Source organism: Flavihumibacter cheonanensis, assembly GCF_022352215.1.
GTDB classification, from domain to species: Bacteria; Bacteroidota; Bacteroidia; order Chitinophagales; family Chitinophagaceae; genus Flavihumibacter; species Flavihumibacter cheonanensis.
In genome coordinates this window covers 939,412-951,831 of record NZ_JAKRWF010000001.1, presented here as the reverse complement: position 1 = coordinate 951,831, position 12,420 = coordinate 939,412, and the positions used below count along the sequence as shown (strand labels likewise).

General features: G+C 45.0%; 13 protein-coding genes and 1 tRNA gene. 5 read left to right on the top strand and 9 right to left on the bottom strand.

The genetic code is table 11. The features are described 5' to 3' along the window. Positions 1–4: 4 nt before the first annotated feature. Genes MD536_RS04150 through MD536_RS04135 form a run of 4 tightly spaced genes read right to left on the bottom strand, consistent with a single transcriptional unit; the run spans position 5 to position 3,888 of the window. On the bottom strand, positions 5–1,138 hold the full coding sequence (locus MD536_RS04150) for a glycosyltransferase (RefSeq protein ID WP_239596073.1): 1,134 nt from the start codon (positions 1,136–1,138) through the stop codon (positions 5–7). Between the two features lie 9 nt (positions 1,139–1,147). Then, entirely contained in the window at positions 1,148–2,095 is a 948-nt protein-coding gene (locus MD536_RS04145; protein ID WP_239596071.1) for a glycosyltransferase family 2 protein, read from the bottom strand. 9 nt (positions 2,096–2,104) lie between these two features. Continuing rightward, positions 2,105–2,626, bottom strand: coding sequence for a DUF4199 domain-containing protein (locus tag MD536_RS04140; protein ID WP_239596069.1), 522 nt, complete (start codon positions 2,624–2,626; stop codon positions 2,105–2,107). Next, the gene (locus tag MD536_RS04135; protein ID WP_239596068.1) at positions 2,623–3,888 is read right to left on the bottom strand and encodes a dihydroorotase; all 1,266 of its coding nucleotides are present in this window, start codon (positions 3,886–3,888) and stop codon (positions 2,623–2,625) included. The genes MD536_RS04140 and MD536_RS04135 overlap by 4 nt, the downstream gene beginning before the upstream one ends. A gap of 115 nt (positions 3,889–4,003) precedes the next feature. Here MD536_RS04135 and MD536_RS04130 point away from each other — a divergent pair. Both MD536_RS04130 and MD536_RS04125 read left to right on the top strand, forming a co-directional pair. After that, positions 4,004–4,077 (top strand) — tRNA-Pro (locus MD536_RS04130). A gap of 155 nt (positions 4,078–4,232) precedes the next feature. Then, on the top strand, positions 4,233–4,733 hold the full coding sequence (locus MD536_RS04125; RefSeq protein ID WP_239596066.1) for a DinB family protein: 501 nt from the start codon (positions 4,233–4,235) through the stop codon (positions 4,731–4,733). Here MD536_RS04125 and MD536_RS04120 read toward each other — a convergent pair. From MD536_RS04120 to MD536_RS04110, 3 genes are all read right to left on the bottom strand, one after another. Then, the gene (locus MD536_RS04120) at positions 4,715–5,308 is read right to left on the bottom strand and encodes an SGNH/GDSL hydrolase family protein (protein WP_239596064.1); all 594 of its coding nucleotides are present in this window, start codon (positions 5,306–5,308) and stop codon (positions 4,715–4,717) included. The two genes, MD536_RS04125 and MD536_RS04120, sit on opposite strands and share 19 nt — an antisense overlap. A gap of 1 nt (position 5,309) precedes the next feature. Further along, entirely contained in the window at positions 5,310–6,062 is a 753-nt protein-coding gene (locus tag MD536_RS04115; protein ID WP_239596062.1) for an SDR family NAD(P)-dependent oxidoreductase, read from the bottom strand. 66 nt (positions 6,063–6,128) lie between these two features. Next, positions 6,129–7,445, bottom strand: coding sequence for a 4Fe-4S dicluster domain-containing protein (locus MD536_RS04110; protein WP_239596061.1), 1,317 nt, complete (start codon positions 7,443–7,445; stop codon positions 6,129–6,131). An 82-nt stretch (positions 7,446–7,527) separates the two neighbouring features. Here MD536_RS04110 and MD536_RS04105 point away from each other — a divergent pair, with 82 nt between their 5' ends. After that, positions 7,528–8,031 (top strand): phosphoribosyltransferase family protein, encoded by a 504-nt coding sequence (locus tag MD536_RS04105; protein ID WP_239596058.1) that lies wholly within the window; start codon positions 7,528–7,530, stop codon positions 8,029–8,031. A 1-nt stretch (position 8,032) separates the two neighbouring features. Here the strand turns inward: MD536_RS04105 and MD536_RS04100 are convergent, their stop codons facing one another. Further along, on the bottom strand, positions 8,033–9,052 hold the full coding sequence (locus tag MD536_RS04100; protein ID WP_239596056.1) for a DUF2279 domain-containing protein: 1,020 nt from the start codon (positions 9,050–9,052) through the stop codon (positions 8,033–8,035). 99 nt (positions 9,053–9,151) lie between these two features. Between MD536_RS04100 and MD536_RS04095 the strand changes: the two genes are divergently transcribed. Together MD536_RS04095 and MD536_RS04090 are read left to right on the top strand one after the other, a co-directional pair. Beyond that, positions 9,152–10,876, top strand: a complete 1,725-nt coding sequence (locus MD536_RS04095) for a phospho-sugar mutase (protein WP_239596054.1) — start codon at positions 9,152–9,154, stop codon at positions 10,874–10,876. A 44-nt stretch (positions 10,877–10,920) separates the two neighbouring features. Beyond that, complete coding sequence (locus tag MD536_RS04090) at positions 10,921–11,580, top strand: protein-L-isoaspartate(D-aspartate) O-methyltransferase (protein WP_239596052.1); 660 nt, start codon at positions 10,921–10,923, stop codon at positions 11,578–11,580. On the opposite strand, the gene MD536_RS04085 is transcribed toward MD536_RS04090, so the two are convergent. After that, complete coding sequence (locus tag MD536_RS04085) at positions 11,577–12,419, bottom strand: alpha/beta hydrolase (protein WP_239596050.1); 843 nt, start codon at positions 12,417–12,419, stop codon at positions 11,577–11,579. The two genes, MD536_RS04090 and MD536_RS04085, sit on opposite strands and share 4 nt — an antisense overlap. Position 12,420 lies beyond the last annotated feature (1 nt).

Below are 12,420 nucleotides of genomic sequence, written 5' to 3'. Positions count from 1 at the left end.
ATCATTATTTTAGCCTGTGAAAAAGCTTCAGTAGCTGGTCAATAAATGCGGGCCAGCTGAGTTCTTTTTTCTTCTCACGAATTTGCGTGCTAAACCGGTCTTCTCCAAATTCAAAAAAACGGTTGATAGCATTTGCCAGTGAAGAAGGTTCCGGTTCTGCAAGTAGGCCGGTCACCCCATCCTCCACATAATCAGGCAATCCTCCCACATTTGTAACCACCATGGGTTTTTCAAAATGATAGGCCAGTGGCGTTACGCCGCTTTGTGTTGCATTTCGATAGGGCTGTACTACCAGGTCTGCCGCACTGAAATAGTACCGAACCTGGTCTGACGGAATAAAATCCGCCATCAGCTTTACCTTCGTTTCAATTCCAAGTTCTTTAATTAGTTTGTGGTAAGCAGCCGGATCTTCGTAGAATTCACCTGCCACCAGCAACAGCATATTTTGTTCCCGAATCAATGGCAAGGCTTTAAGGAGCAGGTCAAGTCCCTTATAGGCCCGGATGAATCCAAAGAAAAGCAGGACTTTAGTATCAGAATGAATGTTTAATCGTTTTCTTGCACTATCCTTTTCAACAGGCAAACCAAAATTATCATACAGCGGATGTCGAACCTGGAGAATAGGTTTATTGTCGACAAATGCCCGGAGATCCTGCTCCACTTTTTTACTCATGGTTATAAATGCATCGCAGGCAGGCAGAAAATAGCGGGTAAAGAGTTGATCACCCAACCGTTTTTCATGCGGTTGCACATTATCTGTAAGCGCAATGATTTTTGTGTAGTGATTTTTACGAGCCCTTCTTAATACGGTTCCAAATGCCGGCCCCATAAAAGGAAGCCAGTAACGAACCAATATCAGGTCGGGTTTTTTCTTTCGAAGGTATTCACCGGTGGTCCACCAGTTAAGTGGATTCATGGAATGCAGCCGTTGCTCAATGATAAGATCTGAAGGAGCTGCCTCATCGGTTGTTTGCGATTTCCCCGGGAACAAAAAGGCCGGATATTGCACTGTGAAGTTGAGTATTTCCACCCGATGACCAGCCTCCTGCAAAGCTCTTGCCAATCGTTCATTAAAGGTGGTAATACCACCTCCTCTGAATGGATGCGCCGGTCCGAGTATGACAATGTGCAAGGCCATTTACGCCGATTAATCCAATCCGATTTTTTCTTCTACCAGGTAATGGTTCCTACCTGGAGAGTTTCTGGAAATGAGTTCTCCCAGGAATCCGGCAAGGAACAACTGAGAGCCAATGACCATCGCCGTTAGTCCAATATAAAAAGCAGGCCGGTTACTCAGACTTACTTCCGGGTTCATGATTTTTGCTACCAGTAGATAAATAATGGAAACAAAACCGATTCCAAAACTCAGACTGCCCCAGGATCCAAAGAAATGCATGGGCCTTTTACCATATTTCCCCACAAATGTAATAGAAGCAAGATCCAGAAAACCATTAATAAAACGGTTGAGTCCAAACTTGGTAACACCGTATTTACGGGCACGGTGTTCCACTACTTTCTCTCCGATTTTCCGGAAACCCGACCATTTGGCGATAACAGGAATATAACGATGCATTTCGCCGTACACTTCTATGCTTTTCACCACTTTTTTCCGGTAGGCTTTTAATCCGCAATTGAAATCGTGCAGGTAAATACCAGACACCTTTCGGGTGGCCGCGTTAAATAATTTGGAAGGCAGATTTTTAGTAAGTGTATTATCGTACCGAATTTTTTTCCACCCGCTCACCAGGTCATAATGCTCATCCAGAATCATGTTTCGAAGACCTGGAATTTCATCCGGAGAGTCCTGCAAATCCGCATCCATGGTGATGATCACCTCGCCCTTTGCGGCTTTGAAGCCTTCATTCAGCGCGGCTGATTTACCATAATTACGTTGAAACTTGATGCCTTTGATATGCTCGGGATCTCCTTGCCGTAACCTGGAAATAATCTCCCAGGAACGATCTGTACTACCGTCATCTATATACAGGATTTCATAACTGAATCCATTTTCAACCATGATGCGTTGTATCCAGTCCGTTAGTTCCGGAAGGGATTCCTCTTCATTGAGTAAGGGTATCACAATTGAAAGATCCATGTAATAACTTTAGCGTTTTACCTGTTTAATTATAAAGCCAATCAGTACAGATTTTATAAAATCGATGATCAGGTTTTGTCCGATTGCAACCAGTCGCTGTATCCAGGTGATTGGCTGTTTGGCATATTCACCCATTTTGATCAGCTCTTTGATTTTTTCTTCCGGTGCATTTGCCTCTTTCAAGCGCTGCACGTCTTCCTGATTCAGGGTGTCAACCATGCGAAGATAAGCCGAGGGATCAACTATGTCAAACAGTAGGTAATTCGCCATAGCGTAAAAGATTTCAAAAATGATATAGCTGAGAAATGCAAATCGGATGATAAGTTTCCAATCGATGGTCCAGTTCTGTTTTTGCTCTATTAAATAGGCGGCGCCCAAAACTGATAAAAAAACAAGTGGCAGCAAGGCATAATACTTATGAAAGCTTACCATGAAATCAATTCCCTGGTTCCAGCTGAAAAACAGGAAGCCTGTAAACAAAAGGCCTATCAGGGTACCAGTTAGCAGGGCAGAAGCGTAAATCGTTTTCAATTGTTCAGACTGATTTTAGTACCCAGGATGGTTCCAACTACCTTTCCCTTGAATTGTTGGCCAATAAAGGGACTGTTACTACATTTAGACCGGATCATCGCCCTTGAAAATTCGTACTCCTGATCCGGTTGGAAAAGGGTAAGGTCTGCACAGGTTCCTTCTTTAATGATTGCCTCAGGCAAGTTGAAGATCGTTCTAGCATTCAGGGAGAACAGCTTTACCAATTGCTCCTCTTTCAGTTCTGGCAATGCTTTTTTTACTACACTATAAGAAGATTCAAGTCCAATCATTCCAAACTTTGCGTATTCGAATTCAAGAATCTTGGCATCGTAATCATGTGGCTGGTGATGAGTGGCAATACAATCAATCCATCCTTCCAGTACCGCTTTTTTCAAAGCATCCCGATCAGCTGCAGTGCGCAGGGGAGGGTTAACTTTCAGATTGGTATCATAGTTAACCAGGTCCTCATCGCAAAACATAAGATGATAGGGTGTGATGGAACAGGTGATATCCAGTCCGCCTTCTTTTGCTCTGCGGATGTATTCGAGTGATTTAGGTGAACTTACTGCTGTAAAATGAAGCCGACTTCCGGTGTAGCGGGCCAGTTTGATATCCCTGGCTACCATCAGTTCTTCTGCCATCATTGGTTTACCGGGAAGGCCCAGTTGGGTGGAAATAATTCCTTCATTCATCAGTCCATGGGGAGCCAGACTGATATCATCAGGGATCTGGATTACTAATCCCCCAAATGCTTTTACATACTGCAGAGCTTTCACCAGCAGGCCAGATGATTGCACTGGTTTTAGGCCATCGCTGAAAGCAATAGCACCACTTGCCTGCATATCATACATTTCAGCCAGTTCCTTGCCTTCGGTTCCTTTGGTAATAGCTCCGAGGGGCAGTACCTGCACGGGAAGAGCTGCAGATTTTGCCATAATGTATTCTACCTGCGTTTTCGCATCGATGGCCGGTTTGGTATTTGGCACTACGAAAACCCGGGTAAAACCTCCGGTGGATGCAGCAGCAGCACCGGATTCCAGTGTTTCTTTATGTTCAGATCCCGGATCGTTAAAGTGGGCGAAAGGATCTACCCAACCCGGACTCACGACCAGTCCATCCATTTGTATACGGTGGGCATCAGCGGCTGTCAGTCCTTGACCAATAGCGGTGATTTGTCCATCCTGGATGAGAATATCTTGTCGGGAACCGTTAAAGGGAGAGCGGGGATCGTTGATTACAACCTGTTCTAATAAGTGTTTCATCAGCGTAGAATGCTGCGAAATTAGCATTGTTATTTCATTTTTGTGAAATCAAATTTTGGTGTACTTTTGCCACCCCGCAATTGAAAAACGCTGAGCGTTAAGCAGTTGTAAATTTCGGGACGTAGCGCAGCCCGGTAGCGCGTTTGCATGGGGTGCAAGAGGTCGCTGGTTCGAATCCAGTCGTCCCGACAAAATCAAAAAGGCAGCCCTCCAGCTGCCTTTTTCACTTTTCACTTTTCACCTTTCACAATTTTTCACCTTTCCCCTTTCACTTTTCACTTCTCCTGACATACTGTTGTCACAACCCCCTCTTTTCTTTGCTTTATCACTAAAATAAGTTTACCATGAATGCAACAATGAACCATCCTGTCAAAACGGAGATCCTATCAGCCAACGAATTACTGGAGCACTGGCAGGGACATCGCCGCCTGACCCGAAAGGCAATCCTGGCTTTTCCTGAAAAAGAATTGTTTGAATTTTCAGTAGGAGGTATGCGCCCATTCTTTGAACTGGTAATGGAGATGGCTACCCTTGCCGTTCCTGCTATTGAAGGAGTGGCAACCGGAACCTGGCCTGCAGTTGATCATACAGGTGGTGCAAAGCGTCCCAAAACCAAAGAAGAACTACTGGATTTTTGGGATGAAGTAACAGAAGAGATGAATGCCAAATGGCCAGCTATTGATCCCGCCAGATTTGCGAAAGTGGAAATGGCATTCGGGCAATACGAAGGGACCAACCTGAGTACTGTTCTTTACCTGATCGATAATGAAATTCACCATCGCGGACAAGGATATGTTTACCTGCGGGCACTTGGTATTGAACCACCTTATTTCTGGGAGAGATAAGGCAACAGTCGTACTGCCCAACGCCGGTATTCTTTTGCGGAAGGATGAAGTGCATCCGCCGCAAGTAAGCTGCTGTCTGTAGCAGCCTCCCGGGTACCTGGAGTAATATCTATATAACCAACAGCCTGCTCTCTGGCAAGCTGTTGGTTTATTTCATTAAAACAATTGATCGCTGCTGTAATTTCCTCCCGGTTGCGATCTGCTGCAAAAGGAGTTATCCCCCAGTCGGGAATGGATAACACCACAACCTGCTGTGGTACTCCACCTGCCAATGCAATCGCCTGAATGAGAAGTTGCCTAAACTGATGGGCGTATTCTTCGGTTGTGCGTCCCCGGTATTGATTATTTACACCGATCAGCAGACTGACAAAATCATAGGGTGGCTGAAATTGATAGGCTTCCATCGCCGCCTGCAATTCATCGGTAGTCCAACCGGTTCGGGCAATAATTTCCGGAGCAGCAAGGGCAAGTCCCTGCTGCCTTGCCAGCTGAACCAACTGATAGGGAAAAGATTCAGTAAGCAAAACCTGCTCCCCAATCGTATAGGAATCACCCAATGCGAGATAACGGATCATATTATTGTGCAAGATATCCTCCGTCTACCGCATAATAAGAACCCGTTACAAAAGAAGCTTTATCCGAACTCAGCCAAAGTGCGAGCTCAGCAACTTCTTCCGATGTTCCCAGGCGGCCAATAGGATGCAGTGATTTTACCTGTTCCAGTGTGGCTTCATCCAAAGCATTAGTGAGTAGCGGTGTTAGTATATAACCCGGGCCAATACTGTTCACCCGAACACCCTGACTGGCATACTCAAGTGCAGTAGCTTTGGTAAGCCCAACCACTCCATGTTTGGCTGCTACATATGCTGGAGAAAACCGTGTGCCCACCGTGCCTAAAATAGAGGCAATATTAACTATGGCACCACCTCCGGATTTCAGCATTGCTGCCACCTGGAAATGCATGCCATAAAAAACGCCACTCAGATTTATTCCAATCACTTTGTTCCAGCCATCAATCGGATAATCTGCTGTTGGCCCCATTGGTCCGCCAATGCCAGCGTTGTTGCAGGCAATATGTAAGCCACCATATTCCTGCACTGCTTTTTCTACAAGGAGTCGATTGTCTTCAATGGATGAAGTATCCGCTTTAAAAAATAGAGCAATACCTCCGTCAGCATGGATCTCTTTCACCGTTTCTTCACCACCTGCCTGGTTGATATCGGATACCACTACTTTGGCGCCTTCGCGGGCATAAAAACGGGCAATCGCTCTTCCAATTCCTGATCCGGCACCAGTTACAATAGCAACTTTGTTTTCCAGTATAGCCATAATTGATTTTTTTATAAAACTACGTGGTTGAGGTACGGGAAAAACTGATAAGAATCAGGTCGGTACTTAATTTTGAGTCCAGGCATCCCGCTCATCCGGACTAAATTTCCAGGGAGCGAAATTGTTTTCCACGTTGGAGAACATAGCATTCCATTCCTGGGGAGCATTGCTGGCTTCCATGATCAGCGAGCGACGCAGCTCCAGGATAATCTCCAATGGACTGATGCTAACCGGACAAGCTTCCACACAGGCATTACAGGTAGTGCAGGCTCTTAATTCCTCGGTAGTGATATAATCGTTCAGAAGTGACTTTCCATCCGGAACAAACGCTCCGTTCTTATCAATATTTTTTCCCACTTCTTCCAGGCGATCTCGGGTGTCCATCATAATTTTGCGGGGGGATAATAATTTTCCCGTGATATTAGCCGGACAAGCAGCAGAACATCGGCCACATTCGGTACAGCTATAGGCATCGAGCAGGTTTCTCCAACTCAGTTCCATTACATCCTTAGCACCAAAAGAAGGAGCTTCACCTGCCTCTGTTGGAGCCAGCTCCGGTTGCATGGCATATAATACTTCATTTTGAATAGCCGGCATATTTTTCATTTTACCCTGCTCTTCCAATCGTGCATAATAGGCATTGGGAAAAGCGAGCAGGATATGCAGGTGTTTGGAGAAAGGCAGATAATTCAGAAAAGAAAGAATACCGGCAATATGCAACCACCAGCAAATACGTTCCAACAATATAATACTGGTATCACTCCAGCTGGTTAACAGGGGCTGAATAAAGTAGGATACAGCAAATGCACCTGTTGCATGCTCCGTATAACCTGACACACCACGTTCCTGTAATACCACATCCGCGGCATTCATAGTGAGGAAAAGCAGCATCAGAATGATCTCGGTAATCAAAATATAATTTGCGTCCGAGCGTGGCCATCCATCCAGGTCATGTGAAATAAATCGCCGGATCTTCAGCATATTTCTCCTGGCCAGGAAAATCACACAAACCACGAGTACCCCCAAAGCCAGCCATTCAAAACTGTTGATCAGAAAGCGATAAAATCCCATGCCAAGGAATCCGGTAAAAAGTCGGTGTGTACCAAGAATACCATCCAATACAATTTCCAGGACTTCCAGGTTGATGATGATAAAGCCGGCATAGATCACAAAATGCAGGATAGCTACCAGTGGGTTTTTAAACATTTTCTTCTGGCCAAAAGCCAGGAGTAACACATTTTTCCACCTCAGGTCAGGATGATCGCTGAAGTTTTCATCTTTTCCCAGCAGGATATTACGGCGAATGAATTTGACCTGCCTGGAAAAAAACCAGACAGCAGCAAGCAGTAACAATACAAAAGCAATTTGTTGCAGGTAATGCATAAGATCGGTATTGTGCAACTAAATTAAGTGATTTCGCATAGGCTCAATGATTTGTTGTAATTTTTCGCCCTGAAATTCAATTATGTCTGCGAATCGAAAATATATTCTGGATGCCCCGACAGCAGCCAAGAAACTGGAAAGAATGGCCTATGAAATGGCAGAAGAACTGATTGGAACCAGGGAACCTATCGTCATTGCCGGAATACGAGACAATGGTGTAGTAATGGCCCGTCTGCTGGCAAAACTGATTCATGAAATTGCGGAAATACCTTCTGAGATCATAGAAATAAGCCTTGATAAACGTCACCCAACTACTATCACACTCAGCAAAGAACTGAATTTTGCCAATCGTACGATCGTACTCGTAGATGATGTAACCAATAGTGGCAAAACTATTTTATATGCTATGCAGCCGTTCTTGTCGCACCATCCGGAAAGAATCCAGATTCTAACCCTGGTGGAACGCACCCATAAAGCCTATCCGGTAAAAGCGGATTATGTAGGGATCAGCCTCGCGACTACGATGCAGGATCATATTTATGTAACAGTAGAAGGAGATACAATAAGCGGAGCCTACCTGGAATAATTTACTGGTGCAACCAATGGAAGCGGAAACCTCCACCGTTGTTATATTCTAGGGCAGGAGCAGGTATCTTGATGGCGTTGAGAGCTGTGAAAATGGTTCGCACCCATTTTTTTCGGGTAGGGATGCGCGTTAAATCAACATCAGCAGATAGATAATATCTTCTGAAACGGACAATATCATTCCGGTTCACAGGGGTTCCATCCGCTTCGGTCCAGTTGTTACTCATTCCACCCAGCATCAGATCACTGCTATAGCCAACCGAAAGATTCAGCCATTTGGGGAGTTTCGCAGCAGGGAAAAACCGGTCCAGATTCGCACTTAGCCAATAAGTTTGTCCATTATAGTCTTTGAGTATTCTTTCCGCAAAGCCGGCACCGAACAATTCTTTCTGCCGATTTTTCAGTTCTGACGGATAACGATAAGGGAAATAACCCATTTTAATCTGGATGCGCTGTTCTTTCCAGCCTAATTCCTGTGAAACATAGGCCGCAGCACCTACGGTATTGGCAGCGATATCCCACCAGCTGAAACCCCATTTAGCGGAATAGGCATCCTGCAATTCGATGATGCTCTGGAAAGCCATGGCACTGGCGCCGCCCAGCCATACTGCCTGGTTATGCCTCAATCCCGCCCATTTCCAAACCTCACCTGATAAACGGCCCAACTGATAGGTGGTCCAGATATGTCCGGCTTTATCCATCTGGTTCCATTCCTTACCATCATCAAAGAGGTGGAAGCCCTGGCGTTCATAACCATCGTACCAGGCTTTATTGAGGGCGATGTAGGTGCCGGCCCAAACAGCTGCATGCCCCCCGGCTACCCACCACTTGCGGGAGGGGGGGATGAAACGGCCTATCCGGCATGGTCCTAATTTAGTGAGGGTAGTTGTACTAGTATCAAGAATTAGCCATGATTTTCTCAAAATGCTATCCGGTAATACTTGTGAAAATGCACAGGCCCATCCTGCTAAAAGCAAAAACAGTAAAATACTTCCTGACTTCAACAAAGCTTTTATTCGCACTAAATCAAATTATTTCAGCCCTAAAAATACGTTTTACCCGGCTAAACAGATTCCATCCAGATTCTATATCTTCAACCCCGATTAAATAAAGCGAACCATATGGATGCAACAATACAAGCAAAAGTGGACCAGTGGCGAAATGGCAATTACGATGCCGATACCAAAGCCAGCATTGAAGAGCTGATCAAAAACAATCCTACAGAACTGACTGACTCTTTTTATCGCAGTCTGGAATTCGGAACCGGCGGCCTTCGGGGTATTATGGGGGTGGGTTCCAACCGCATGAACAAATACACCGTAGGCATGGCTACACAGGGATTTTCTAATTACCTGAAAGCCTCTTTTCCGAATACGGAAATTAAAGTAGCGATTGCCCATGACAGTCGCAATAACAGCCGCTTTTTTGCTGAAACCACTGCCAACGTGTTTGCGGCCAATGGTATCAAAGTATATCTATTTGAAGCCCTTCGCCCTACTCCTGAACTGAGTTTCAGTATCCGCCACCTGGGCTGCCAGGGGGGAGTGGTTTGTACCGCTTCGCATAATCCTAAAGAATACAATGGCTATAAAGCCTATTGGAACGATGGTGGACAACTGGTTCCCCCACACGACAAAAACGTTATCAAGGAGGTAGAAAAAATTGCTTCTGTAGATGAAGTAAAATGGTCAGGAGGGGAAGCTAATATTACCCTGATTGGAGCAGAAATGGATGCCGCCTACCGCAAAATGGTAAAAAGCCTGAGCGTTTATCCGGATGTGATTGCCCGTCAAAAAGACCTGAAAATTGTTTACACACCCATTCATGGAACGGGCATCAAACTGGTTCCGGATGTACTGGCGGATTTTGGTTTCACCAATGTTACCATTGTGCAGGAACAGAGTGAACCCAATGGAAATTTCCCTACTGTAAATTATCCCAATCCGGAAGAAGCTGATGCAATGGCGCTGGGCTTGGAAAAAGCCAAAGAAATTGATGCGGATATTTTGCTGGGAACAGATCCGGATGCAGATCGGGTAGGCATTGGTGTGAAAGACAGCAATGGCAACTGGGTGCTGATGAATGGCAACCAAACGGCCGTGCTTGCATTTAATTACATGATTGAAGCCAGAAAAGCGAAAGGCTTAGCACAGCCAAATGATATGGTGGTAAAAACCATTGTAACCACCGAACTGATTGATGAAATCGCCAGGCGGAACAATATCTCCTGCTACAATGTACTGACCGGATTCAAATGGATCGCTGAGCTCATCAAGGAAAAAGAAGGAAAAGAAAATTATGTAATTGGTGGGGAAGAAAGTTATGGGTTGATGATTGGCCCGCAATTGCGCGACAAGGATGCCGTAAGTGCGGTTGCGCTTCTCTGTGAGATGGCTGCCTACGAAAAAGACAAGGGCAGAAGTCTCTATCAGAAACTGATCGACCTCTATGTACAATATGGATTCTTCAAAGAACATTTGATTTCCATTACCAAAAAAGGCATGGATGGACAACAGCAGATTGCCGCCATGATGGAAGGGTATCGCTCCAACCCTCCAAAAACGATAAATGGATCTGCAGTAGTTCAGTTACTGGATTATGAATTGCAGCAAGGTAAAAACCTGCAGACAGGAGAAGAATGGAAAATTGAACTGCCTAAAAGCAATGTGTTGCAATTTATACTGGCAGATGGCAGCAAAATTTCTGCAAGACCCAGTGGTACCGAACCAAAAATCAAGTTTTACTTCAGCGTATCTACACAGCTTCCAGACAGCGCAGCCTTTGCAGCTAAGGAAGCTGAGCTGGATACTAAAATCAAAGGCATTATCAGCGACATGAAATTATAAGCGATGGTTTGGCATCCGATCCTTTTCAATAACTTGCGGGCGGTATGAGAAGATTTGAAGATACGTATCGCCATAAAGGACTTCGGAAAAAACTGGTGGATCTTTTAAAGGAGAAAGGCATCACAGACGAACGCGTGCTGGATGCCATTCTCCAATTGCCCCGTCATTATTTTCTGGATTCAGCCTTTGATGATAAAGCGTATGAAGACAAAGCCTTTCCGATTGCGGTAGGACAAACCATTTCGCAACCGTATACCGTTGCTTATCAATCGCAGTTACTGGAGATCAAACCATTTGACAAAGTGCTGGAAATCGGTACCGGAAGTGCCTACCAGGCCTGTGTATTGGCGGAAATGGGAGCACAGGTATTTACCATCGAGCGACAGAAAGCACTCTTCGATCAGAACAAGGGCTTCAGTTACCTGAAAAAATATCCCAATATCAAATTCTTTTACGGTGATGGATTTGAAGGCCTTCCGACTTTTGCTCCTTTTGATAAAGTGATCATTACAGCAGCCGCACCCTTCATTCCAGAGAAACTCATCGCCCAACTAAAAACCGGGGGGTATATGGTAATTCCGGTTGGAGAAGGAAAAGTTCAGCGGATGTTGCGACTCACCAAAAAATCCGATGGTAGTTACAGTGAAGAAGTCTTTGACAATTTTTCTTTTGTACCCATGCTGGGTGGGAGAGAAGGTGTTTAAAGAAACTCCACTACCTTTTTCACTACTTTATTTTCCCGGTAGATCTTCCGATGCCCCAGCTCTTTGGTGATCATAAATTCAATATTGGCCGGCGCTTTTTTGATAATTGGCTTTACATCTTTGAGGGGAGTTACATCGTCGTCTTCATCATGGATCCATAAGATGGAGGCATGAATGTGCTGCAGTGCCCGGGGTATTGAATAATAGGCAGAAGACACACCCCCTCTTTCAAGAATAATCTCTTCAAATGACTGCTGCACATTTTCATCCAGTTGCAGCATTTTGTACAGACTTTTTATAGCTGTAGTAGTTTCAGTAGCGGGTGCAATCAATGCAACCCGAACCTGGTCGTCGTGTGACACCTGTTCCAGAAAATGCATAATAGCAAGTCCACCAAAAGAATGCGCCATAAAGCTATAAATGGGACCAAATTCCTGGTAGATAGAAGCAATAGTTTTAACATAGAGCGGCAATGTGATCTGGGTTCCTTCCGAAGCACCATGTGCAGGGGCATCGGCAGCAATCACTTCGTATCCCTTTTTAACAAGCGGACTAATATACCGATCAAAATTCCAGGAGGAAGATTCAAATCCGTGCAGGATCATTGCTTTTCGAATACCACCCTTATTCCACCTATAGACAGCCACCCGCTTGCCTTCCACCTGAACAAATAACCTGTCTGCCTTTTGAAAAACAGGGGCTTCTTTTTTCTTGGAGCGCCGAAATGGAGTTGAAAAAATCTCAAAAGCCATTTCCGCAGCCTTGCGTTTGGAGAACACGGCTGTAAAATTCAATTTAGCCCGCAGGTAATTCAGGGCCAGCTTTTGTGCTAATTTCATG

Excerpts from the sequence above, each read along its gene's own strand:
- MD536_RS04145 (WP_239596071.1), bottom strand. The coding sequence starts at position 2,095 with ATGGATCTTTCAATTGTGATACCCTTACTCAATGAAGAGGAATCCCTT.
- MD536_RS04085 (WP_239596050.1), bottom strand. The coding sequence starts at position 12,419 with ATGAAATTAGCACAAAAGCTGGCCCTGAATTACCTGCGGGCTAAATTG.
- MD536_RS04110 (WP_239596061.1), bottom strand. The coding sequence starts at position 7,445 with ATGCATTACCTGCAACAAATTGCTTTTGTATTGTTACTGCTTGCTGCT.
- MD536_RS04125 (WP_239596066.1), top strand. The coding sequence starts at position 4,233 with ATGAATGCAACAATGAACCATCCTGTCAAAACGGAGATCCTATCAGCC.
- MD536_RS04135 (WP_239596068.1), bottom strand. The coding sequence starts at position 3,888 with ATGAAACACTTATTAGAACAGGTTGTAATCAACGATCCCCGCTCTCCC.
- MD536_RS04115 (WP_239596062.1), bottom strand. The coding sequence starts at position 6,062 with ATGGCTATACTGGAAAACAAAGTTGCTATTGTAACTGGTGCCGGATCA.
- MD536_RS04095 (WP_239596054.1), top strand. The coding sequence starts at position 9,152 with ATGGATGCAACAATACAAGCAAAAGTGGACCAGTGGCGAAATGGCAAT.
- MD536_RS04090 (WP_239596052.1), top strand. The coding sequence starts at position 10,921 with ATGAGAAGATTTGAAGATACGTATCGCCATAAAGGACTTCGGAAAAAA.
- MD536_RS04150 (WP_239596073.1), bottom strand. The coding sequence starts at position 1,138 with ATGGCCTTGCACATTGTCATACTCGGACCGGCGCATCCATTCAGAGGA.
- MD536_RS04120 (WP_239596064.1), bottom strand. The coding sequence starts at position 5,308 with ATGATCCGTTATCTCGCATTGGGTGATTCCTATACGATTGGGGAGCAG.
- MD536_RS04105 (WP_239596058.1), top strand. The coding sequence starts at position 7,528 with ATGTCTGCGAATCGAAAATATATTCTGGATGCCCCGACAGCAGCCAAG.